The 21314-nt window shown below is 59.6% G+C and carries 20 protein-coding genes and 2 tRNA genes; 10 read left to right on the forward strand and 12 right to left on the reverse strand.

Annotation, left to right across the window (positions count from 1 at the left end):
- Positions 1–55: 55 nt before the first annotated feature.
- From ACQ4WO_RS23070 to ACQ4WO_RS23095, 6 genes are all read right to left on the reverse strand, one after another.
- Positions 56–2260 (reverse strand): TonB-dependent receptor, encoded by a 2205-nt coding sequence (locus ACQ4WO_RS23070; RefSeq protein WP_436483401.1) that lies wholly within the window; start codon positions 2258–2260, stop codon positions 56–58.
- 148 nt (positions 2261–2408) lie between these two features.
- Positions 2409–3212, reverse strand: coding sequence for an alpha/beta fold hydrolase (locus ACQ4WO_RS23075; RefSeq protein ID WP_436483402.1), 804 nt, complete (start codon positions 3210–3212; stop codon positions 2409–2411).
- A gap of 116 nt (positions 3213–3328) precedes the next feature.
- Positions 3329–3967: a TetR/AcrR family transcriptional regulator gene (locus ACQ4WO_RS23080; protein ID WP_230503576.1), complete on the reverse strand. Its 639-nt coding sequence runs from the start codon at positions 3965–3967 to the stop codon at positions 3329–3331.
- 94 nt (positions 3968–4061) lie between these two features.
- Complete coding sequence (locus ACQ4WO_RS23085) at positions 4062–5018, reverse strand: bifunctional helix-turn-helix transcriptional regulator/GNAT family N-acetyltransferase (RefSeq protein WP_436483403.1); 957 nt, start codon at positions 5016–5018, stop codon at positions 4062–4064.
- A gap of 98 nt (positions 5019–5116) precedes the next feature.
- Positions 5117–5542: a hypothetical protein gene (locus ACQ4WO_RS23090; RefSeq protein WP_436483404.1), complete on the reverse strand. Its 426-nt coding sequence runs from the start codon at positions 5540–5542 to the stop codon at positions 5117–5119.
- Between the two features lie 27 nt (positions 5543–5569).
- Positions 5570–5995, reverse strand: a complete 426-nt coding sequence (locus ACQ4WO_RS23095; protein ID WP_436483405.1) for a hypothetical protein — start codon at positions 5993–5995, stop codon at positions 5570–5572.
- Between the two features lie 212 nt (positions 5996–6207).
- Between ACQ4WO_RS23095 and ACQ4WO_RS23100 the strand changes: the two genes are divergently transcribed.
- Together ACQ4WO_RS23100 and ACQ4WO_RS23105 are read left to right on the forward strand one after the other, a co-directional pair.
- On the forward strand, positions 6208–6729 hold the full coding sequence (locus ACQ4WO_RS23100; RefSeq protein WP_436483406.1) for a DUF1993 domain-containing protein: 522 nt from the start codon (positions 6208–6210) through the stop codon (positions 6727–6729).
- Complete coding sequence (locus ACQ4WO_RS23105; RefSeq protein WP_436483407.1) at positions 6713–7444, forward strand: Lcl C-terminal domain-containing protein; 732 nt, start codon at positions 6713–6715, stop codon at positions 7442–7444. The genes ACQ4WO_RS23100 and ACQ4WO_RS23105 overlap by 17 nt, the downstream gene beginning before the upstream one ends.
- Positions 7445–7469: 25 nt before the next feature.
- On the opposite strand, the gene ACQ4WO_RS23110 is transcribed toward ACQ4WO_RS23105, so the two are convergent.
- Positions 7470–8186 (reverse strand): SDR family oxidoreductase, encoded by a 717-nt coding sequence (locus ACQ4WO_RS23110; protein WP_436483408.1) that lies wholly within the window; start codon positions 8184–8186, stop codon positions 7470–7472.
- Between the two features lie 152 nt (positions 8187–8338).
- On the opposite strand from ACQ4WO_RS23110, the gene ACQ4WO_RS23115 reads away from it, so the two are divergent.
- Positions 8339–9637 carry an MFS transporter gene (locus ACQ4WO_RS23115; protein ID WP_436483409.1) on the forward strand — a complete coding sequence of 433 codons (1299 nt, stop codon included), beginning with the start codon at positions 8339–8341 and terminating at the stop codon, positions 9635–9637.
- A 59-nt stretch (positions 9638–9696) separates the two neighbouring features.
- Here ACQ4WO_RS23115 and ACQ4WO_RS23120 read toward each other — a convergent pair whose 3' ends face one another.
- Positions 9697–10125: an SMI1/KNR4 family protein gene (locus tag ACQ4WO_RS23120; RefSeq protein ID WP_436483410.1), complete on the reverse strand. Its 429-nt coding sequence runs from the start codon at positions 10123–10125 to the stop codon at positions 9697–9699.
- A gap of 461 nt (positions 10126–10586) precedes the next feature.
- On the opposite strand from ACQ4WO_RS23120, the gene ACQ4WO_RS23125 reads away from it, so the two are divergent.
- Complete coding sequence (locus tag ACQ4WO_RS23125) at positions 10587–12167, forward strand: isocitrate lyase (protein WP_072454323.1); 1581 nt, start codon at positions 10587–10589, stop codon at positions 12165–12167.
- Positions 12168–12598: 431 nt separating this feature from the next.
- On the opposite strand, the gene ACQ4WO_RS23130 is transcribed toward ACQ4WO_RS23125, so the two are convergent.
- Both ACQ4WO_RS23130 and ACQ4WO_RS23135 read right to left on the reverse strand, forming a co-directional pair.
- Positions 12599–13033 carry an STY0301 family protein gene (locus ACQ4WO_RS23130; RefSeq protein WP_436483411.1) on the reverse strand — a complete coding sequence of 145 codons (435 nt, stop codon included), beginning with the start codon at positions 13031–13033 and terminating at the stop codon, positions 12599–12601.
- 10 nt (positions 13034–13043) lie between these two features.
- Entirely contained in the window at positions 13044–13430 is a 387-nt protein-coding gene (locus tag ACQ4WO_RS23135) for a BPSL0067 family protein (protein ID WP_436483412.1), read from the reverse strand.
- 975 nt (positions 13431–14405) lie between these two features.
- Between ACQ4WO_RS23135 and ACQ4WO_RS23140 the strand changes: the two genes are divergently transcribed.
- On the forward strand, positions 14406–14678 hold the full coding sequence (locus ACQ4WO_RS23140) for a type II toxin-antitoxin system Phd/YefM family antitoxin (RefSeq protein ID WP_436483413.1): 273 nt from the start codon (positions 14406–14408) through the stop codon (positions 14676–14678).
- A gap of 6 nt (positions 14679–14684) precedes the next feature.
- On the forward strand, positions 14685–15017 hold the full coding sequence (locus ACQ4WO_RS23145; RefSeq protein WP_436483414.1) for a type II toxin-antitoxin system RelE/ParE family toxin: 333 nt from the start codon (positions 14685–14687) through the stop codon (positions 15015–15017).
- A 281-nt stretch (positions 15018–15298) separates the two neighbouring features.
- Here ACQ4WO_RS23145 and ACQ4WO_RS23150 read toward each other — a convergent pair.
- A tRNA-Ser gene (locus tag ACQ4WO_RS23150) sits at positions 15299–15389 on the reverse strand.
- Between the two features lie 202 nt (positions 15390–15591).
- Positions 15592–17598, reverse strand: a complete 2007-nt coding sequence (acs, locus tag ACQ4WO_RS23155) for an acetate--CoA ligase (RefSeq protein ID WP_436483415.1) — start codon at positions 17596–17598, stop codon at positions 15592–15594.
- Positions 17599–17906: 308 nt separating this feature from the next.
- On the opposite strand from acs, the gene ACQ4WO_RS23160 reads away from it, so the two are divergent.
- From ACQ4WO_RS23160 to ACQ4WO_RS23175, 4 genes are all read left to right on the forward strand, one after another.
- The gene (locus ACQ4WO_RS23160; RefSeq protein ID WP_139090187.1) at positions 17907–18524 is read left to right on the forward strand and encodes a YqhA family protein; all 618 of its coding nucleotides are present in this window, start codon (positions 17907–17909) and stop codon (positions 18522–18524) included.
- A gap of 78 nt (positions 18525–18602) precedes the next feature.
- A complete protein-coding gene (locus ACQ4WO_RS23165; protein ID WP_034784516.1) occupies positions 18603–20144 on the forward strand; it encodes a fumarate hydratase in 1542 nt (513 codons plus the stop codon).
- A 113-nt stretch (positions 20145–20257) separates the two neighbouring features.
- On the forward strand, positions 20258–21097 hold the full coding sequence (murI, locus tag ACQ4WO_RS23170) for a glutamate racemase (protein WP_436483522.1): 840 nt from the start codon (positions 20258–20260) through the stop codon (positions 21095–21097).
- Positions 21098–21230: 133 nt separating this feature from the next.
- Positions 21231–21306, forward strand: a tRNA-His gene (locus ACQ4WO_RS23175).
- Positions 21307–21314 lie beyond the last annotated feature (8 nt).

The raw sequence follows: 21314 nt of genomic DNA on the forward strand, positions 1-21314 counted from the left end.
CACTTCTGACCGGCGAGGCCCGACCCAACGGGTCCGGCCCCGGCAGTGAAGAACTTTAAAATTTGTAGCCGGCCTTGGCGATGATCTGGCGCGGCGGACCGTAGAAACCGTCGAGGATGAACACGGCCGGAATGTTGTAACCATCCGTGCGGTAGCGTTTGTTACCCAGGTTGCTGCCGTGCAGGCTGAAGGTCCAGTTCTTCGGCGCCTCCCACACGACGCCGGCCGTCCAGATGCTGTAGCCGCCCTGCGCCAGCGTTTCGCTCAAGTCCGTGGTCGGGTAGACCTTGCTGCGGTAGCCATAGCCGACCATGCTGCGCAAGGCGCCGCCGAAGACGTCGCGGTCCGTGCGCGTCAGATTCAAGCCCACTTGCCGGGCTGGCGTATTGCTGAATTTTTGCGTATCCGCGATGTTCTTGCCGCCGCTCATGAACTCGTCATAGTTAGCATTGAGCAGGGCGAGGAAACCGTTGACTTCCCACTGGCGGTTCGGCCGCCACGAAAATTCGAACTCGGCGCCTTTCACGGTGGCCTTGCCCGCATTCGTGAAGTCGCCATAGAAGCCCGGCACGCCGCCCGGCTGCACGTAGCTGGTAAACACCGACAACTGGATATCCTTGTAGCGGTTGTAGAATAGGGCCACGTTGGCGTCGAATGTGTCGTCCGGCGCCGCGTATTTCATGCCCACTTCCAGCGCGTCGAGTTTTTCATCCTTGTACGGCCGCGCCGAATCGGGCACCACCAGATTGTTGGCGCGCACGTTATAGCCGCCTGACTTGAAACCACGCGACAGGTTGCTGTAGAAATTCGTCGTCTTCGACGCTTCGTAGCGCACGGACAATTTCGGCGAGGTATTGCTGACTGACAAAGATTTGTCGAAGTCGGCCGCCGTCTGGATGGGCCGCGTAAAACCCACGTCGGCAAAGGCGCGGTTGAGCACGATGGCGCGCTTTTCCTCGCGCGTGTGGCGCAAGCCCGCATTGATGCTCCAGACCTTGCCCAGCGGCCAGGTCCAGTCCGTGTACAGCGCCGTGCTGTCCGTCTCGACCGTGCTGACGGCGGCCGTGAACTGGCGTCCCAGGAAATTGTTGTAGATGCCGCCGCCGGCCGTGCCTTCGAAGCGGTACAGGCCGATCACGCCGGCGCCATAGTCGCCGCTGTACGACGCCTGCAATTCCAGGCTCTTCTGCTCGTCGCGCGAGTCGCCGAACACGTCGGCGATGGGCTGCGGCAAGCCGTCGAAGTCGATGGTTTGCTCGGACGTGCTGCGCCGCTTGGCGCCGATCACTTTGACGGACCAGTCATTCGACAAGGTGTAGTTGGCCACCAGCGAGCCGCCCCGGTTGTGCGTGAAGTTATGACCCGGCATGCCGCTCTGGATATCGTACGCATCCGTGCTGGCCGGCCGCTTGAGCGGGTCGAACGCGCTCACGCCCATGCGCTGAAAGCCGCGCACGCCGGATTTGTCATCCGTGGCGTCCAGGCTCAGCACGACCGTCAAAGGGATGTCCTGCGGAAAGTAACCGATGGACAGGCGCGCGGCCGTGCTGTCCTGGTCGCTGACCTGTTCGCCATTGAAGGTGTTGCGGCCGAAACCGTCACGGTCCAGCTTGGCGGCCGCCAGGCGCGCGCGCCAGGTGCCGCTCTCGTTGGCCAGGTTGAAGGCAGCCTTGAAGTTGCGCTGGTTGTAGTTGCCGATGCCCACTTCCGCCGAAGCGCCATTTTCCTTCGCCAATGGGCGCGAGATGTACTTGATGGCGCCGCCGATGGTGTTCTTGCCGTACAGGGTGCCTTGCGGGCCGCGCAGCACTTCGATGCGCTGCACGTCGAACACGTCGAGCAGCGCGCCTTGCGGACGGGCCATGTAGACATCGTCGAAATAAATGCCCACACCCGGATCCACGCCCCAGACGGGGTCGGCCTGGCCCACGCCGCGAATGAAGGCCGTCAGGGTGGTGTTCGTGCCGCGCGACGCGTACACGGTCAGGTTCGGCACGCGCTCCTGCAAGTCGGCCAGGTTCTGGATATTCGCCCGTTCCAGGGCCTTGGCGGAAAACGCCGTGACGGCCAGCGGCACGTCCTGCAGGCGCTCTTCGCGGCGGCGGGCAGAGACCGTCACGGTTTCCATACGCTCTTTCGCATCGCTGGCTTCCTGGGCACTGGCGGCGGTGGACGGGATGGTTTCCTGCGCCTGGGCCTGGGTGGCAAAAGCGCCGGCAACGGCGAGGGCGGCGGGCATCAATTTCAAAGCAAGTTTCATAGCGTCTCCAATGTCAGGCTTGCTTGCCACCAGGGAAGACGGCCGGACTCCATAATCGCAAGACGTAACGGTACCCGCGCGCGCAATGCGAGCACCTGCCCTGCGATAACTGTTTCCCGGCCCTCGGCCCGTGCGGCGAGTGGCCTGTTTATTTTGAATTTATGGTAAGGAAGGACTGCAACAAGGTATTCACACGCTGCGCCTGGTCCAGGGGCGTGGCGTGGCGCGAATTCGCAATGACCTCGAACTCGCAATGCTGAAACTGTGCGGCAAAGACCCGCTTGCTGGCGACGGGCGTGTAATCCTGGTCGGCCGCCATGATGAAGACGGGCATCGCCAGGGCCTGGAAGTGAGGATCGATATCCCAGTGAAAAATGGCGTCCAGCGCGGCCAGGTAGGCGCGCTTGTCCATGCCCGCCATCTGCGTGGCGAAGCGCTCGACGAGGGCGTGCTGGGCAGCATCGGGAAACAGTTTCTTGCCGATGATCTTACCCATGGCTTTCAGGCCGAACGTGGCGATCACGGTGCGGCGCAGCCAGTACGCAAACAGCAGGGAAGCCGGCTTGCTGCCCTGGAACGGTTGGGAATTGATCAGGCACAAACTCGCCACTCGTCCGGGGGCGCGGTTGGCCATTTCCAGGCCCACCATGCCGCCCAGGGAAAAGCCAACGATGTGCGCGCGCGGCACATCGAGCTGGTCCATCAAATTGAAAAGGTCGTTGGCGAAGTCGCCGATCTGCCAGTCGCCGTTGGGCGCGGGACTGGCGCCATGGCCGCGCAGGTCGGGCACGATCAAACGAAAGGTGCTGCCGAGGGCGTCGATCTGCGGGCGCCAGTCTTCGGCGCAGGAACCGAGGCCATGCAACAGGAAAACGGGCTCTGACTGCGCAGGCTCGCCCTGCCCCGTGCCGAGGTAATGCAATGGAACATCGGATGTCGTGTGACGCCGCATTCTGTCTCCTTGCTGTTGAACATGCTTTGTGTTCAGGTGCAGGAATATGTTTTCCTGCTGTTGGAAAACATAATACGGAATCCGAATTCCGATTTCAAGTTAAATCGCTAAATAGTTCAAGTCAGGTAATTTAAAGCAACACGCACCAGTTCATCCTCGAGCGCCGCGCCCGACAAAAAGGACAGCGAGCCCGTCAGGGTGTGCTGGTTCAGGATGCCCAGCAGCACGGGCGGCACCACCATCATCGCCTGCGTGGGGTTCGGGTGGCGGATGCTCGATGACTTGCTGGCCAGCACGGCGACAGTGCGTTGCGAGATCAAATGATTGATCTGGTGCACCCTGTCGCGAAATTGCGCATCCTGCGACGCGCGCGTGATCAAGGCTCGCAACACGCCGCTGCGTCCGCCATTCACGGCCACGAACATGGCCACCATGGCGCGAATGAAGTCTTCCAGGCTGCGCCCTTCCCACTGGCGCAACTCCGTCAGGGTCTCGACCTTTTCCACCATATCGGAAAAAAAGCGCTGCAGCAGCAAACGGCTCAGGGTGTCCTTGTCGCCCAATAAACGGTAAAACGTGCCCACCGAGGTTTCCGCCAGCCTGGCCAGGTCGGCCACGCCAATTTCATCGAAACGGTTTTCCGCCAGCAACTGTTCACCGACCTGCAGCAGGCGCTCGAACGCCTGCTTGCTGCGCGCCTGGGTGGGCTCGGGGGGAACGATCATTTGCGGGAAGGGCATCGGAAAGGAAGGCATGCGGCGTCGGCGTCTCTCGATAGTGGAACCATGGTTCCGTTATGGGTGCGCGTATTGTAACGCGGGAGACGGCCGATGGGTGCGTTCAAATGTGCTACCTGCCCTGCCACTCCATGTAGACGTCGGCGCGCTGGTAATGGGCGTCGCCGGCCGGCCGCGCCACGTGGACAAAACCGCTGCTTTCATACAGGCGGATGGCGGGCGCCAGCTTGCTGTTCGACTCCAAAAACAGCAGTTGCGCACCGCTGGCCTCGAAGGCGTCGAAGGCCCGTTCAATCAGCCTGCGCGCGATGCCCAGGCCCTGGCATTCGGGCGTGACGGCCATCTTCGACAGCTCAATGCTGGCGTCATCGGCGCGGATCAGGGCGCAGGTACCGACAATCTTGCCATCGAGGCGCGCGAGGAAAATCTGCCCGCCAGCGTCGAGGATGGAGCTTTGCGGATCGGACAACACCTTGTCATCGAGCGCCTCGACATAGAAATAGCGTTCCAGCCAGGCGATATTCAAACGCTTGAAGTCGGGCGCATAGTGGGCGGCGTAATCGATGATCTCCACGGCGGCCCGCTCGCGCTGGCGCCGGCAGGCGGCGATCGTCTCGCTGAAACCTCGCGCCTGCAGGCGCGCTTCGGCCCGGTCCAGGCTGGCCATCAGCTGGGGCGTGCCCTGCTCGAACACGCTATCGACGGCCGCGCGCACGTCGTCCCACAAGGGCGCCATGTCACGCAGCAAGGCTTGCCCGGCGTCGGACAGCGCCAGCAGGCGGCGGCGCTCATCCTTGGCGTCCGGCATCTCCACCACCATACCTGCATCGAGCAGCTTGCGTCCCAGCTGCACCACCACCGGATGCGTCTGCCCGATCTGCGCGGCCAGGGCCGTGATCGCTGTGGGGCCGTTGTCGCGCAGCAGCAATAACAAAGGGAAACAGCGCGACGTCAGCTCGACGCCAGCCGCCACATAACTGGTATCGACACCGGCATACAGTTGATCGGAAAGACGGCGCAGTCGGCTGGCCAGCATCAGCGAGCCGTAGGTTTGCAGGGTGGAAGACATGTTCGGCAGATATATGTAAGTAGTTACGTATACCCTAACGTAAACCGGCTTTCCAGGTCAAGGGGCCAACGACCGCCTTGCAACAGGCCACGTCGGTGTCAGAACACGCCAGCCTCGCCCGCCTCAAAGGCTTCCTTCCACAGATGGTAGCCTTCCAGTTCGCTTTCATGGACAGATTCATGGCCAATCAATGACTGCCCCTCCGCCGCGCCCGGACTGCGATTCGGAGCGTGGCCTATCCTGACCGTCCAGTTGCCGTCCAGCGCAGCGGCCTGCGCCTCCTCGGCCGTGTCGAACTCGTATTCGCCGTATGCACAGCCGATGATCAGCAGATAGTCGTCCTCCGTTGCCACGATATCCTTGCCGCCCATGTAAATCGCCTCGCCGCGGCCGACCTCAACTGTATCTATCTTCAACACCTTGGAAACAGAAAACTTGCCGTCCTCATCCTGGGAAAGCAGCAGATCTCCTTGCTTGAAAGGAAAAGTTTTATAGTCGGGAGGGAAGAAATTTCCTGCAATCATGTGTATTCCTGTGAGTGTATAGTTACATCAATCTTCATCGGCCAGCGCCGCTTGCAGCCTGGAACGGAACACCGCCTCGGCCATCTCGCCCAGGCCCGGCCACACCTGCGTCAGCCAGCGCTTGCCGTCCTCGCTCACCGCCACATACGGCGCGCTGCGCGTGGCGCAGGCCAGGCCGATCGAGATGACTTGCCCCCCATCTTCGAGGCCACCTGCGATCATGGCGTCGATGGGGAATGCGATCAGGACTGGCGTCAGGTGCGGACGCAGCAGGCAGGCGGGCGCGATGATGGCGAACGACGCTTCCACATAATTCCAGCAATTGGTGGGCCAGTGGGCGTTTTTCACATTTTCCAAGAAGACAGCATCACTGAGCCTTTCCGGATGGGCTTGCGCCTGCGCATAAAAGGCGGCCAAGGCGACGAGTTGTGACGGGGAAGTCCAGGTGGGCATCGGGCATGATCCAGAGGGCGCCGCTCCAGCTTGGCGGCAATGGCGGACTGTAGCATGTTCAACCGGCACGCTGAAACACGGCTGGCGCGGGCATAATGCCGGCATCGCTTTCGCCCCTTTATCTGTGTATGCCGGCCGCCTTTGCACTCTGGAAAGCGGAACTATTACATGTGGGCGCCACTGCCTATCCACATCCATACTTGAGGAAGTCCATGTCGATCTATGCCATCACCATCCCCTGCTTTGCGCAGATGCTGCGCTCCCTGACGACGCTGTTAAATAAAGGTGAAGAACGCGCCCAGGCCCTGGGTTTCGATCCGCAAAATCTGCTCGACGCGCGGCTGGCGCCCGACATGCACACCCTGGCGCGCCAGGTGGAATTCACGTGCACCCAGGCGCAGGAAGCAGTGTGCCGGCTGACGCAGCAAGCGTTGCCCCAGCTCGCCACGCCCGCCAGCATGCGGCAAGCCAAGGCACTGATCGAGGACACATTGGCGCTGCTCGCTGCGGCGGACCGCGCAGCGATCGATGCTGGCGCAGACCGGCAAGTGTCGATCACACTTGCCGGCGGCTTGACCTTCGACATGACGGGCCAAGAATATGCGGTCAACTGGGCCACGCCGCAATTCTATTTTCATCTGGTGACGGCCTACAACATCCTGCGCCATAACGGCGTGCCGCTTGGCAAGGCCGAGTATGTACAGCATATGTTTTCCTATGCACGCCCGGCATAACCACGAGGGCGCCATCGCCGGCGAGCGCTACGCGGGCGTCATGCCTGGCCAGGACGGCGCCGCCAGCTACCAGTTGTTCCTGCTGCCCGGCGAAGCCGGTGCCCTGCCCTGGCAAGCAGCGCTCGACTGGGCTGCGGCGCGCAGCGCCTGCCTGCCGACGCGCAGCGAACTGGCCTTGCTGCACGCCAACCTCGGACACGCCTTCCCGGAGGCATGGTACTGGTCGTCGGAAGGGGACGCCATCCTGTCCCGCATGGCCTGGAGCCACGATTTCGATAACGGCACCCAGTACAACTTTCGCAAGACTTACTCAGGCCGCGCCTGCGCCGTGCGACGGCTCGACTTGGCGCCAGCGGCTGCCGCGCCCGTTCCCCTGCGGCAGGGCGAACGCTACGCCGGCCTGATCCTCGACACGGATGGCGCGCCCGATTACCACTTGCTGCTGCAGCCGGGCGAGTTCGAACTGGAGTGTCAGACGTGGCAAGCCGCATCGGACTGGGCCGCCAGCCTCGGCCACAGCCTGCCGGATCGGCGCGAGCAAACCTTGCTGTACGCGACATTGAAAGATGCGTTCCGGCCCAACTGGTACTGGTCGTGCGAGCCGGGTGACATCGAAAACGAAGCGTGGTGCAAGGATTTTGACACGGGCGTCAGCTATCAGAATGCGTGCGAGTTTGACGGCTACGCGCGCTGCGTGCGCAGAATGTTTGCCTGAAGTCTACGGCGAAGACGCTTAACAGTCAGAAGCGCTCGTCGCGCAGCGCCGGCATCACCAGTTCGCGCACGAACGAGGCATTCGACAGGCTCAACAGCATGCGCACGACGGCGACGACGTCATGCACGGGGATCAGTTCGCCCTCTCCCCGCGCGGCAGCGTCCGCCAGCGGCACGGCCAAGCCATCGTAGGTATTCAGGTAGCCCAGCTGCAACGCCGTCACGGCCAGTCCCTGTTCGCGGAAACCTTCGCGCAAGGCGTCGGCGATGCCGTTCAGGGCGAATTTCGACGCGCTGAACGTCACTTCCGGGCGACCGCTCTGGCGCAGGCCAGACGTGGAGCCCGTGAGTATCAGCTGCGGCTTGCCGCTGGCCAGCAAGCGGGGCACCAGGCGCTTGAGCAGCAATATCGTCGCCGTGATGTTGGTATTGACCATATCGACGATGGCGTCGTCCGCATCGCCGAGAAAAGCGTAGTCATCGCTGAACGCCTTTTCTTCCCACACGCCCAGGTTGTAGATCACGGCGTCCAGTGCGGCAGGCGCTTCGCGCGCGATGCATTCGACGGCCTCGGCGGGTGCCGCCAGGTCCGCGCCGATCCATTGCAGCTGCGTACCCTGGCCGACAGGCAAGTCGGCGGGTTGCTGGCGCGATACGCCGATGACGGCATGCCCGTCCGCGAGCAAACCGTCGACCAGTGCGCGTCCCAGGCCCCGGCTGGCGCCCACGATCATGATGTTCATGCAGTATCCTTTCCAATGAAGTCAACGCTGATGATAGCGGCGTTGTATTAAGCACAGCTGAGGCTGCTCCCCCTACGCGCCGCATTTACTCACGCGGCGGAAATGCGTATGCTAGATCTGGCAATCTCCGATAACACACAAGAACGAGACACATGCCTACTTCCAACACCGCCGCAATCAACGCCGCAAGCCGTCCCCTCACGCAACAAGACTACAAAACCCTGTCGCTGGCCGCCCTCGGCGGCGCGCTGGAATTCTACGATTTCATCATCTTCGTCTTCTTTGCCAACGCCATCGGCCAGTTGTTCTTCCCACCGGAAATGCCGGAATGGCTGCGCTTGCTGCAAACCTTCGGCATCTTCGCCGCCGGTTACGTCGTGCGCCCACTGGGCGGCATCGTCATGGCCCACTTCGGCGACTTGCTCGGCCGCAAGCGCATGTTCACGCTGTCCATTCTGATGATGGCCGTGCCGACTTTGCTGATCGGCCTGCTGCCAACGTACGCCACCATCGGCCTGGCCGCCCCGCTGCTGCTGCTCTTGATGCGCATCTTCCAGGGCGCGGCCGTGGGTGGCGAAGTACCGGGCGCCTGGGTGTTTGTGTCCGAACACGTACCGAGCCGTTTCACGGGCTTTGCCTGCGGCGTGCTGACGGCCGGCCTGACGGTCGGCATACTGCTCGGTTCGCTCGTCGCGACGGGCTTGAACACCGTCTACACGCCGGCAGAAATCACCGATGGCGCCTGGCGCTATCCATTCCTGCTGGGTGGCATCTTCGGTTTCGGCGCCATGTATCTGCGCCGCTGGTTGCATGAAACGCCGGTGTTCGCGGAAATGCAGCAGCGCAAAGCCCTGGCCACGGAAATGCCCTTGAAATCCGTGCTGCGCAGCCACCGCGGCGCCGTCGTCGTCTCGATGCTGCTGACGTGGATGCTGTCGGCCGGCATCGTCGTCGTGATCCTGATGACGCCTGCCCTGCTGCAAAAAATCCACCACATCGCACCGCGCACCACACTGGTCGCCAATACCGTGGCGACACTGTGCCTGGCTTTCGGCTGCATCATCGCCGGCATGCTTGCCGACCGCCTGGGCGGCAAGCGCGTGATCTTCGTCGGCTCCGTGCTGCTGGCCATTTCCACATATATCTTCTACACCACCGTCGGTAGCCGTCCCGACCTGCTGCTGCCCCTGTACGCGATGACGGGCCTGTTCGTCGGCGTCGTCGGCGCCGTGCCCTATGTGCTGGTGCAGGCGTTTCCGGCGCAGGTGCGCTTCTCCGGGCTGTCGTTCTCCTACAACTTGTCGTATGCGATTTTCGGCGGCCTGACGCCCGTGGTCGTGACCCTGATGCTGAAGAACAACGTGCTGGGCCCCGCCTATTATGTGATCGGCGTGTGCGTGATCGGCATGCTGACGGCCCTGTTTGTGAAGGGCCAGACTAAGGATATTTAACGTCGATGCAGGCAGCGCCCGGACTTGCCCCGCGCGCTGCAGCAACTCCCCAAAACATATCAAGAAAATAGCAGCAGGAAGTCTTCAAAGGAATTTGAAATCTTTCGCCAGTAATCATCGTCCCATAAGATGACAGAGGGCGCTCCCCGCGCTCCCCTGTAATCGAAACAGAATGGGCTCCCGTCGCCGGCCATGCCGAAACAAATGATTTCTGTAAAATCAACGATGTCCGCCATGGCTCCCGGCTCGGCACTGACACTTCCAGGCTGCCCATAGCAGCCGTCCGCTACGAAACACACCCCCAGCTTCGCTGTTCGGACCGTCAATTCGGGGGCATCCGTATAGATTTGCGCCAGTTCCGTCTGCAAGACGCTCGCGAAAGAATCGCGCTCTGGCTTCAGTCGCAAATTGCAAAATCCTTGCGCATCCCGGTACCTTGCTGCAAAAGCAACATACTCGCTGGGTACATCCAAACCGTTAATCTGCATCGCTGACTTTGCCTTTGATAATCGGACCCAGATAGTAAAACAAATCTGCTTTTCCCCCGGCCGCAGTGGATGCCTTGCATGCTGGCACCCACCCCGTTGGCAGCCTGCACCGCACTACACGCGCCTCACGCTGGAAAGCGCCACCTTCGTATGGTTTGTTGCCTCGTTTTGTCGCGCTGCACCAAAATCTGAAAAAGCGTTTCACATCGCGAAATCGCAGCAGACAAACTCAGCAATGAATGCTCTCACTTTTTGAAAATTCATTTCACATCGCAAAAAATACAAATTAAACCATTGAAAAACAAGGAATAAATTTAAGTTATATGTCTTATATAAGACTTGAACATTGACCGCAATCAGCCTACTATTTAGTCATGCAGTTCGCGTCGACAAACGGGGCGGCGCACTCGGCGACGTACTGAAGCATTTTCTCAAACTTAGTTTTTCTTTAGGAGATACACATGTCCCAATATCAAGACGACATCAAGGCTGTTGCCGGTTTGAAAGACCAACAAGGTAGTGCCTGGAACGCCATCAATCCCGAGTCCGCCGCCCGCATGCGCGCCCAGAACAAGTTCAAGACGGGCCTGGACATCGCCAAGTACACGGCGAAGATCATGCGCAACGACATGGCCGCCTACGATGCGGACCCATCCAAGTACACCCAGTCGCTCGGCTGCTGGCACGGCTTCATCGGTCAACAGAAGATGATCTCGATCAAGAAGCACTTCAACAGCACCGACCGCCGCTACCTCTACCTGTCCGGCTGGATGGTGGCCGCCCTGCGCTCCGAGTTCGGCCCGTTGCCTGACCAGTCGATGCATGAAAAAACCGCCGTCTCGGCCTTGATTAAAGAGCTGTACACCTTCCTGCGCCAGGCCGATGCCCGCGAACTGGGCGGCCTGTTCCGCCAGTTGGACGCGGCCCAAGGTGCTGAGAAGCAAGCCATCCAGGCCAAGATCGACGGCCACGTCACCCACGTCGTGCCCATCATCGCCGACATCGACGCCGGCTTCGGCAATGCAGAAGCCACCTATTTGCTGGCGAAACAGTTCATCGAAGCGGGCGCCTGCTGCATTCAGATCGAAAACCAAGTGTCCGACGAGAAACAATGCGGCCACCAGGACGGCAAGGTCACGGTGCCGCACGAAGACTTCCTGGCCAAGATCCGCGCCATCCGCTACGCCTTCCTGGAACTGGGCGTGGACGACGGCATCATCGTCGCCCGCACCGACTCGCTGGGCGCCGGCCTGACCAAGCAGATCGCCGTCACCAATGAACCAGGCGACCTGGGCGACCAATACAACTCCTTCCTCGACTGCGAAGAAGTGTCGGCCGACGCGCTGGGCAATGGCGACGTCATCATCAAGCGCGAAGGCAAGCTGCTGCGTCCTAAGCGCCTGCCAAGCAACCTGTTCCAGTTTCGCGCCGGTTCCGGCGAAGAGCGTTGCGTGCTCGACTGCATCACCTCGCTGCAAAACGGCGCCGACCTGCTGTGGATCGAAACGGAAAAACCGCATATCGCGCAAATCGGCGGCATGGTCAGCGAAATCCGCAAGGTCATCCCGAACGCCAAGCTGGTGTACAACAACAGCCCGTCGTTCAACTGGACCCTGAACTTCCGCCAGCAAATCTTCGACGGCATGAAAGCTGCAGGCAAGGACGTGTCCGCCTACGACCGTGCCCAGCTGATGAGCGTGGAATACGACCAGACGGAACTGGCGATCGCCGCCGACGAGAAAATCCGCACCTTCCAGGCCGACTCGGCCCGCGAAGCCGGCATCTTCCACCACCTGATCACCTTGCCGACCTACCACACGGCAGCCTTGTCGACAGACAACCTGGCCAAGGAATACTTCGGCGACCAAGGCATGCTGGGCTACGTGGCCGGCGTGCAGCGCAAGGAAATCCGCCAGGGCATCGCCTGCGTGAAACATCAAAACATGTCCGGCTCGGACATCGGCGACGATCACAAGGATTACTTCAGCGGCGAAGCGGCGCTGAAGGCGGCTGGTAAAGACAATACGATGAACCAGTTCTGAGCTTTTGGTTTGACTGTAGAGTGAGAAAGCCCGCTTCGGCGGGCTTTTTTGCGTCTGCGCTGCGGGCGGACGGCAGCTTCGTGGGCCGGGTGTGGCGCGGCGCGGCACGAAACGGAAATACTGTCGACGCCAAAATGCGTTTCACAGGTCGGGTTAGCGGAACGCGTAAGCCGACATGCACGGCCACAGGCGCGAATTGATGGGATTGCTTGTTGAATGCAAAAACCCGCTTCCGCGATCTTTTTTGTATGTTGAACTCTTGTATTGCAGCGCCATGCTGAAATACACGCTCAGCTCAATCACAGGGAGATCACCTGCCACATCGAGGCACTGCCGGGGCGGGGCTGGCCCTTGGAAATCACACAGAGCAAGATCGACCGCTATGCGACGGCGCGGCACGAAACATGCAATACCGTCGATGTCAACATGACTTACCGGCAATCGATAGCGATCTCATTCTGCCCGGCCTTGCTGCCTTTCCTATAGGTGAATTCGCAAAGGCTGACACTGTCGTCCAGTCTCCTCGACAGCGTTACTTCACCGTGCACGCCGTAGCTGCATTGCAACCACTTGCCGTCCGGATAGCGGCCTTCCAGACGGTAGCTGAGCGTCGCGTGCCCTTTCTTCTTGCGCTCCCCGCTGGGCACGAGCTGCCCCCTGCGCTCCGGTGCGCCATCGATAGGCGCCGCGGCACTCAGGTAGAGCGGGCTGTCGATATACGACGTCCAGCCAGGCGGTACGGCATTCAAGCTGATCGATGTAGCAGGCACGCTCGCCGGGCAGGCGAGCGAAGCGGTCGCCGTACCCTGCGCGAACACCGGGAAAATGCAGCAGGCGGCGCCGGTCAATAAACGTCTATATTGCATGGATACTCCGCTATTCGATGACGAAAAAAGCATCGACATTGTTGCTGGGGTCGATATGCAAGCCATTCTTGTACTGGCCTTTGGAGCGCAAGATGCGCGAAGTCACGATACCTGGGCGCTTGGCCATCCACTGGTCCATGACAATGATCCCGTCCAAGGTCTGCCCCATGTACAGAGCTGCGTGATTGCTTTGCCGATGATTCGCATACTTCCCATCGATGAACGTGGCAATGGCAGTGCCCTTGCGCAACAGGCGATTTCCCAGCACGGCCTCCCCCTGCTTCCAGGCCAACGTGGCAGGAACGCCCGCGTAGTGGCGGACCAGCGCCACGCATTGATGGTCGCCGACCATGGTGGTTTTTTCCAGGTCGGCGACTTTCGGGTAAGTGTAGGACATGAGACTCTCTCCATGGATTTGTGGGAGAGGCTTACGATACATGGGGGAAACTGTGAGGGGACTGAGGAGGGACAAGGTTTGCGGAGCTTGGGGTATTCAGGGTGGTAGGCCGTGTGTAGTGGTCCGACACTTGGACACGGACTGATGCATTAGGGGCCGTGGAAGCCGACTCAGTCGAAAACCTGATTAGAAAACCACAAACGCGCGCCGCGGGTGCGCGGGGCTGCCGCGTAGCGGCAGCATTCAGTGAATTCGGAGAGGGCCGGTAGGCCCGGCCCTTCGAATCCCCCGCGCAAGCCCCGCAGGAGATTTGCCTCTCTCCACATACAGACGAAAAAAAGCTACCGAGGGTAGCTTTTTCTTCTTTCGTCTATGGCGGAGAGGGGGATTCGCATCGTTCTAAGAATCCCGCCAAATATAGCTTCCCGCAGCGAGGTCATTTTAGAATCCCCGCCCCACACCCCGAAATTTATAACTTAATCAATATTAACAATTTTAATATTTGCCGAATTTGATTCTATTAACGCGCCTATGAGCCGCTTGGAAGAGAGGTCCGATTTGCCAAGGACAAGGTCATCGAAGCCATCAACAAGTTGCCCGACTGAGCCAGGCTAACCATTGGCCGAGCTCGGGGACATGGACAGAGCGGGCCCAGGTCAAATGCGGTTTGGCATGTTGTGAGTTGTGAGTGAGAGAAGGAAAGGCTTCATAGTTAATATGATCCAGCGGCGCCGGCCGTCGCTCTTCTTCCCCCATCTGCAGAACCATCATGGTCCCGTTCCTGCCCTATACCCAATGTAGCCCTCAGTCACAGAAGTGATGAGAAGGCTAAAACCGGTACTTATCTTAGGAGGAATGCTGCTCTTCCTTGTCCCTCAATACCAAACGAACCGAGGGGCGGGGCCTCGCTTAATTAAGTACCAAATTTGGCGGCAGCATGCTATGATGTCCTCATCAACACTGAGGAGGTAAGGCATGAACTACTTTGATATTGAACCAATCAGCTATCTCAAGACGAATCCAAGCGATGTGGTCAAACGAGTTCAAGAAACCTTTGAACCGGTTGGAATAACTGTCAACGGCCGAGTTCAGGCAGTTATTCAAGACCCGATTTCGTTTCAGAAAACAAAGGATCAACTCACTATGCTTCGCATTCTCGCAATCGGTCAACAACAGATTGTAGAAGGTAAAGTTACTGACCATGATGCTTTGTTTGATCGTCTTGAGGCTGATGATAACGAAAGCTAATCACAAATGAAGATTTCTTGGACCGATGTTGCAATTGATGACCTGTTGGAAATTCGTGAACACTGGCAAGCTGAATCCAAAGCTTATTCCGCCGTCCTCACGAAAGGCATTCGTGCTACTGTTGCGACTCTGAAAAATTGGCCTCATCAAAAAGGTACTTACATTAAAGAGTTGGAAGATTTGAATCTGACTCAGTATCGCCAAATTCTTCACGAGCAGTATCGTATTATTTTTGAACGTGTGGAAAGTCAGGACACTTTCATCGTTCATATTGTTTGCCATACGAGCCGCAACCTTGAGTCTCTTTTGCGCCGTCGCCAGCTTAACAATCACACTTAACCGTTTCAATTTCACAGTGCCGGGGTCCGCCATTCGGGCACGGACTGATGCATTGGGCGCCGTAGAGGCCGGCTCAGTCGAAACCCTGATTTAAAACCACGAACGCGCGCCGGAGGCGCGCGGGGCTGCCGCGCAGCGGCAGCAGTTGGTCGATTCGGAGAGGGCCGGGCCGGTAGGCCCGACCCTTGGAATCCCCCGCGCACGCCCCGCAGGGGCGTGCTTCTCTCCGCGTACAGACGAAAAAAAAGCTACCCGAGGGTAGCTTTTTCTTTTTTCGTCTGTGGCGGAGAGAGGGGGATTCGAACCCCCGATAGGCTATGAACCTATACACGCTTTCCAGGCGTGCGACTTCAACCACTCATCCACCTCTCCTGCAGGCAATGTGTCTTACTTACATTGCGTACTATTTCTCGCTTGTCGCGAAGCCGCAGATTATAGCAAAGAATCTACGGACTGCCAAAGTTATTTACCGTGGGGTAAAAGTAGCGCTTCTACAGTAACCAAGTAAAGGCTGGGGTCGGGCCCGGCGGGTCCGACCCCGGATGTTGGTTTGGGTTTTGGCTACCAAGCAACATCAGGACGCTTCTTTGAGTTGCTCCAGAATCGCGGGATTCTCCAGCGTCGACACATCCTGCGTAATCGTCTCGCCCTTGGCCAGCACGCGCAGCAAGCGGCGCATGATTTTGCCGGAGCGGGTTTTGGGCAGGTTGTCGCCGAAACGGATTTCCTTCGGTTTCGCGATCGGACCGATTTCCTTGCCGACCCAGTTGCGCAGCTCCAGGGCCAGTTTCTTCGCTTCCTCGCCTGTCGGACGCGCTTGCTTGAGCACCACGAAGGCGCAGATCGATTCGCCTGTCGTATCGTCCGGACGGCCCACCACGGCGGCCTCTGCCACCAGCGGGTTGGCCACCAGGGCCGATTCGATTTCCATCGTGCCCATGCGGTGGCCCGACACGTTCAAGACGTCATCGATGCGACCCGTGATCGTGAAGTAGCCGGTGTCCTTGTTGCGGATGGCGCCGTCGCCTGCCAGGTACATCTTGCCGCCCAGCTCTTCGGGGAAGTAGCTGGACTTGAAACGCTCGGGGTTGTTCCAGATCGTGCGGATCATCGACGGCCACGGGCGCTTCACGACCAGGATGCCGCCCTGGCCGTTCGGCACGTCCTGGCCCGCTTCGTCGACGATGGCGGCCATGATGCCCGGCAATGGCAGGGTGCAGGAACCGGGCACCATCGGCGTCGCGCCAGGCAGCGGGGTGATCATGTGGCCGCCCGTTTCCGTTTGCCAGAAAGTATCGACGATCGGGCATTTCTCGCCGCCGATGTTTTTGTAGTACCACATCCACGCTTCCGGATTGATCGGCTCGCCGACCGTGCCCAGCAGGCGCAAGCTCGTCAGGTCGTAGTTGCTTGGATGGACTTTCGGATCCACGTCGGCCGCCTTGATCAGCGAACGGATGGCCGTTGGCGCCGTGTAGAAGATGCTGACGTTGTGCTTCTTGATGGTTTCCCAGAAACGGCCCGCGTTCGGATAGGTCGGGATGCCTTCGAACACCACTTGCGTGGCGCCCACGGCCATCGGGCCATACGCGATGTAGCTGTGGCCCGTCACCCAGCCGATGTCGGCCGTGCACCAGAACACGTCGTCGGGCTTGATGTCGAAACTCCACTTCATCGTCAGCGCGGCCCACAACAGGTAGCCGCCGCTCGAGTGCTGCACGCCCTTCGGCGTGCCCGTCGAGCCGGACGTGTAGAGAATAAACAGTGGATGCTCGGCATCGACCCATTCCGGTTCGCATTGCGCGCTCTGGCCTTCGACCAGGTCGTGCAGCCACGTGTCGCGGCCGGCTACCATCGGCAGGTCGCTGCCGGTGCGCTTATACACAATGACGTTTTTGACGGAGTCGCAGCCGCCCAACGCCAGTGCTTCATCGACGATGGATTTCAATGGCAGCTTTTTGCCGCCGCGCAATTGCTCGTCACCCGTGATGACGGCCACGGCGCCCGCGTCGATGATGCGTTCCTGCAGCGATTTCGCCGAGAAGCCGCCGAAGACGACGGAGTGGGTGGCGCCGATGCGCGCGCACGCTTGCATGGCGGCCACGCCTTCGACGGACATCGACATATAGATAATGACGCGGTCGCCCTTGGCGATGCCCTTGGATTTCAGGCCGTTGGCGAACTTGCAGACTTTTTCGTGCAGTTCTTTATACGTTGCCTTGGTGACGGTACCGTCGTCCGCCTCGAAGATGATGGCCGTCTTGTCGCCCAGGCCATTTTCGATGTTGCGGTCCAGGCAGTTGTACGACACGTTCAGCTGGCCGTCTTCGAACCATTTGTAGAATGGGGCGTTGTCTTCGTTCAGGGTGCGGGTGAACGGCTTTTTCCAGCTCAGGTTCTCGCGCGCCAGCTTGGCCCAAAAGCCTTCGTAGTCGCGTTCGGCCTCGGCCACCATGGCGCGGTAGGCGTCCATGCCGGAAATCGTTGCTTGTGCGGCAAATGCTGCCGACGGGTCAAATACGCGTGACTCTTCTGGCCCCTGCTGCTGTGTGCCCTGCCCTTGGTTCTCTGTAGCGCTCATGCTTGTCTCCAGTGTAGTAATTGTTTGCTAACACGATAGGCCCCATGTCTTACGGACGCCTTACATGTCGCGTTTATGCAGCGTTTTACCCCTATCAAGACTAACCATAAGCGCCTTCAGCAATAGGAGTCAAGGGGACGCCGTACAGTATTTTCGCTGGGAAAATGCATGGCACACCGAAGGTTCAATACCACTTTGTGTTTCATCAAACCTAATAATCAGGAGCAAGGCCATGCGCAGTAATCAACAGCAAGTGTAAAATGTCGGGCATGCCAAAAATTGGTATTTACTCCCCCAGGAACCCCCACATGATCGACCACCTACCACCGTCTGCCAAAAATACCAAGCTGCGCCCCCTGTCCGCCTTCATCTTCATGTCGCGCTGGCTGCAGTTGCCGCTGTACCTGGGCCTGATCCTTGCACAATGCGTATATGTCTTCCATTTCTGGGTGGAATTGTCCGACCTGATCGGCGCCGTGTTCGGCAATGATGCGGCCCTGCAGCATGTCCTGACGGCCGTTGCCGTACCGGGCGGCACCCTGCCGACCAAGCTCAACGAAGCGACCATCATGCTGGTGGTATTAGGCCTGATCGATGTGGTGATGATTTCGAACCTGCTGATCATGGTCATTATCGGCGGCTATGAAACCTTCGTTTCGCGCATGCACCTCGATGACCACCCAGACCAGCCGGAGTGGCTGTCGCACGTCAATGCTTCCGTGCTGAAGACGAAATTGGCGATGGCCATCATCGGCATCTCGTCCATCCACCTGCTGAAGACCTTCATCAACGCCAACTCGTACAAGATCGAAGTGATCATCGCGCAAACGGTGATCCACATGGTCTTCATCCTGTCGGCGATGGCGATTGCCTACACCGACCGCATCATGACGGTGACGCAGAACCAAGCCAGAGCGCCTCACTAAGCTCCGGCGCTTCTATACCGATTAGCAAACAGCAAACAGCATCAAAGTCTTACCCTTCTTATCCACCGCGAGAACACCATGACTGTCATAAAGCAAGAAGACCTGATCGAATCCGTCGCCGCAGCGTTGCAGTACATTAGCTACTACCACCCTGCTGATTACATCGAGCACCTGGCGCGCGCCTACGCGGCCGAGCAAAGCCCGGCGGCAAAAGATGCGATCGCGCAAATCCTGACCAACTCGCGCATGTGCGCGGAAGGCAAGCGTCCTATCTGCCAGGACACGGGTATCGTCAACGTCTTCCTGAAAATCGGCATGGGCGTGCGCTTCGAAGGCTTCTCCGGCACCGTCACCGACGCCGTCAACGAAGGCGTGCGCCGCGCGTACAACTTCGACGACAACAAGCTGCGCGCTTCCATCGTGGCCGACCCGCACTTCGACCGCAAGAACACCAAGGACAACACGCCAGCCGTCGTGCACATGGAACTGGTCGAAGGCAATACCGTCGACGTGAAAGTGGCTGCCAAGGGCGGCGGCTCGGAAAACAAGTCGAAGATGATCATGATGAACCCGTCCGACTCGCTGGTGGACTGGGTCATGAAAACCGTGCCGACCATGGGCGCCGGCTGGTGCCCGCCTGGCATGCTGGGCATCGGCATCGGCGGCACGGCTGAAAAAGCCATGCTGATGGCAAAAGAAGTGTTGATGGAAGACATCGACATGTTTGAGCTGAAACAACGCGGCCCGCAAAACAAGCTGGAAGAACTGCGTATCGAGCTGTGCGACAAGATCAACTCGCTGGGCATCGGCGCGCAGGGCCTGGGCGGCCTGACGACCGTGCTTGACGTGAAAATCATGATGCACCCGACACATGCCGCCTCGAAGCCTGTCGCCATGATCCCGAACTGCGCCGCCACGCGCCACGGCCACTTTGTGCTGGACGGTTCGGGCCCGGCCTATATGGAACCGCCATCGCTGTCGTCGTGGCCGGAAGTGCACTGGACGCCGGACACGGAAAAATCCAAGCGCGTCGACCTCAACACCCTCACAAAAGAAGAAGTCGCTTCGTGGACGCCGGGCCAGACCTTGCTGTTGAACGGCAAGATGCTGACGGGCCGCGACGCCGCGCACAAGCGCATCCAGGACATGCTGGCCAAGGGCGAGGAATTGCCGGTCGACTTCAAGAACCGCGTGATCTACTACGTCGGCCCGGTCGACCCGGTGCGCGACGAAGCCGTCGGCCCGGCCGGTCCGACGACCGCCACGCGCATGGACAAGTTCACCGACATGATGCTGGAAAAAACGGGCTTGATCGCCATGATCGGCAAGGCCGAACGGGGACCAGTCGCCATCGAATCGATCCAGAAGCACCAGTCGGCCTATTTGATGGCAGTGGGCGGCGCCGCCTACCTGGTGTCGAAAGCCATCAAGCACGCCAAGGTGCTGGGCTTTGCCGACATGGGCATGGAAGCGATCTACGAATTCGACGTGGTCGACATGCCGGTCACGGTGGCCGTGGATGCAAAAGGCACGTCGGTGCATAACACGGGGCCAAAAGAGTGGCAGGCGAAGATCGAGCAACTCAATAGCGTGAGCAAGATTCCCGTGACGGTTGCTTAAACAAGCTCTACCATTAACGCCGCGCGGCAATCAGCGCGGCGTTTTTTATTTTATCGGCCTATATGACTTTTATCCTAAGTGATGGCGCAAAACCGGGGTCAGACCCGGCGGGTCTGACCCCGGCTGTTCCGGCAGTCAAGCTGCCTATTGGCATTTTTGACTCCGGCGTGGGCGGCCTGTCGGTGCTGCGCCATATCCGCGCGCAGCTGCCGCAGGAAGACCTGATTTACTTTGCCGATTCCGGCCATGCGCCGTATGGCGACAAGACGGAACAGCAGGTGATCGACCGTTCACTGGCAGTGGCCGGCTATCTGCTGCAGCAAGGCGCGAAAGCACTGGTCGTCGCCTGCAACACGGCCACGATTGCCGCCATCAAGGCGCTGCGCGCGCGCTACCCGGACCTGCCCATTGTCGGCGTCGAACCGGGCCTGAAACCGGCAGCCGCCATCAGCCGCAACGGCAAGATCGGCGTGCTGGCCACCGAGCGCACCTTGCGCGGCGACAAACTGCTGGCCTTGCGCGAACAAGTCAGCAGCGCGACCGGAGCCACGTTCATCTTGCAGCCCTGCGTCGGCCTGGTTGAACGCATCGAACAGGCCGCCATGGGCAGCGACCCGCACGATGCCACCAGCGCCATGCTCGACCGCTATATCGCGCCCCTGCTGGCGCAAGGCGTCGATACCCTCGTGCTCGGCTGCACCCACTACCCTTTCGTGCAGGACGCCATCGAACGCACGGTGCGCGCACATACGTCGGAACCCGTCACCCTGGTCGACACCGGCGAAGCCGTGGCGCGCCAGCTGACCCGCTTGCTCGACGCTGCCAGCCTGCGCCGCACCAGCAACGACACACCACAGCTGCAGGGCTACACGACGGCCAAGGTCGAAGCCCTGGCGCAAGCCTTCGCCGGTTTGCTGGACTTGCACCCGCCTGTCGAACACCTGTCCGTATGAAGGAAAACAGGCGTTTTCATGCAATCTTTCGATTCTTTAAAAAAGACTGCATTTAGATTTGCCACTTTGCCGAGTTCTTTGTATAATTCGGCACCTGTTCAGCAAAACAGCTAAACAGGTAAGTAAGACAGTGGTGGCTGTAGCTCAGTTGGTAGAGTCCAGGATTGTGATTCCTGTTGTCGTGGGTTCGAGCCCCATCAGCCACCCCACAGAATAA

The sequence above is a fragment of the Janthinobacterium aestuarii genome (assembly GCF_051380835.1).
Taxonomy (GTDB): domain Bacteria; phylum Pseudomonadota; class Gammaproteobacteria; order Burkholderiales; family Burkholderiaceae_D; genus Janthinobacterium; species Janthinobacterium aestuarii.

What these genes read in the sequence shown, in the direction of transcription:
- ACQ4WO_RS23070 (WP_436483401.1), bottom strand. Translation starts at nt 2,260, where the DNA reads ATGAAACTTGCTTTGAAATTGATGCCCGCCGCCCTCGCCGTTGCCGGC.
- ACQ4WO_RS23075 (WP_436483402.1), bottom strand. Translation starts at nt 3,212, where the DNA reads ATGCGGCGTCACACGACATCCGATGTTCCATTGCATTACCTCGGCACG.
- ACQ4WO_RS23080 (WP_230503576.1), bottom strand. Translation starts at nt 3,967, where the DNA reads ATGCCTTCCTTTCCGATGCCCTTCCCGCAAATGATCGTTCCCCCCGAG.
- ACQ4WO_RS23085 (WP_436483403.1), bottom strand. Translation starts at nt 5,018, where the DNA reads ATGTCTTCCACCCTGCAAACCTACGGCTCGCTGATGCTGGCCAGCCGA.
- ACQ4WO_RS23090 (WP_436483404.1), bottom strand. Translation starts at nt 5,542, where the DNA reads ATGATTGCAGGAAATTTCTTCCCTCCCGACTATAAAACTTTTCCTTTC.
- ACQ4WO_RS23095 (WP_436483405.1), bottom strand. Translation starts at nt 5,995, where the DNA reads ATGCCCACCTGGACTTCCCCGTCACAACTCGTCGCCTTGGCCGCCTTT.
- ACQ4WO_RS23100 (WP_436483406.1), top strand. Translation starts at nt 6,208, where the DNA reads ATGTCGATCTATGCCATCACCATCCCCTGCTTTGCGCAGATGCTGCGC.
- ACQ4WO_RS23105 (WP_436483407.1), top strand. Translation starts at nt 6,713, where the DNA reads ATGCACGCCCGGCATAACCACGAGGGCGCCATCGCCGGCGAGCGCTAC.
- ACQ4WO_RS23110 (WP_436483408.1), bottom strand. Translation starts at nt 8,186, where the DNA reads ATGAACATCATGATCGTGGGCGCCAGCCGGGGCCTGGGACGCGCACTG.
- ACQ4WO_RS23115 (WP_436483409.1), top strand. Translation starts at nt 8,339, where the DNA reads ATGCCTACTTCCAACACCGCCGCAATCAACGCCGCAAGCCGTCCCCTC.
- ACQ4WO_RS23120 (WP_436483410.1), bottom strand. Translation starts at nt 10,125, where the DNA reads ATGCAGATTAACGGTTTGGATGTACCCAGCGAGTATGTTGCTTTTGCA.
- ACQ4WO_RS23125 (WP_072454323.1), top strand. Translation starts at nt 10,587, where the DNA reads ATGTCCCAATATCAAGACGACATCAAGGCTGTTGCCGGTTTGAAAGAC.
- ACQ4WO_RS23130 (WP_436483411.1), bottom strand. Translation starts at nt 13,033, where the DNA reads ATGCAATATAGACGTTTATTGACCGGCGCCGCCTGCTGCATTTTCCCG.
- ACQ4WO_RS23135 (WP_436483412.1), bottom strand. Translation starts at nt 13,430, where the DNA reads ATGTCCTACACTTACCCGAAAGTCGCCGACCTGGAAAAAACCACCATG.
- ACQ4WO_RS23140 (WP_436483413.1), top strand. Translation starts at nt 14,406, where the DNA reads ATGAACTACTTTGATATTGAACCAATCAGCTATCTCAAGACGAATCCA.
- ACQ4WO_RS23145 (WP_436483414.1), top strand. Translation starts at nt 14,685, where the DNA reads ATGAAGATTTCTTGGACCGATGTTGCAATTGATGACCTGTTGGAAATT.
- acs (WP_436483415.1), bottom strand. Translation starts at nt 17,598, where the DNA reads ATGAGCGCTACAGAGAACCAAGGGCAGGGCACACAGCAGCAGGGGCCA.
- ACQ4WO_RS23160 (WP_139090187.1), top strand. Translation starts at nt 17,907, where the DNA reads ATGATCGACCACCTACCACCGTCTGCCAAAAATACCAAGCTGCGCCCC.
- ACQ4WO_RS23165 (WP_034784516.1), top strand. Translation starts at nt 18,603, where the DNA reads ATGACTGTCATAAAGCAAGAAGACCTGATCGAATCCGTCGCCGCAGCG.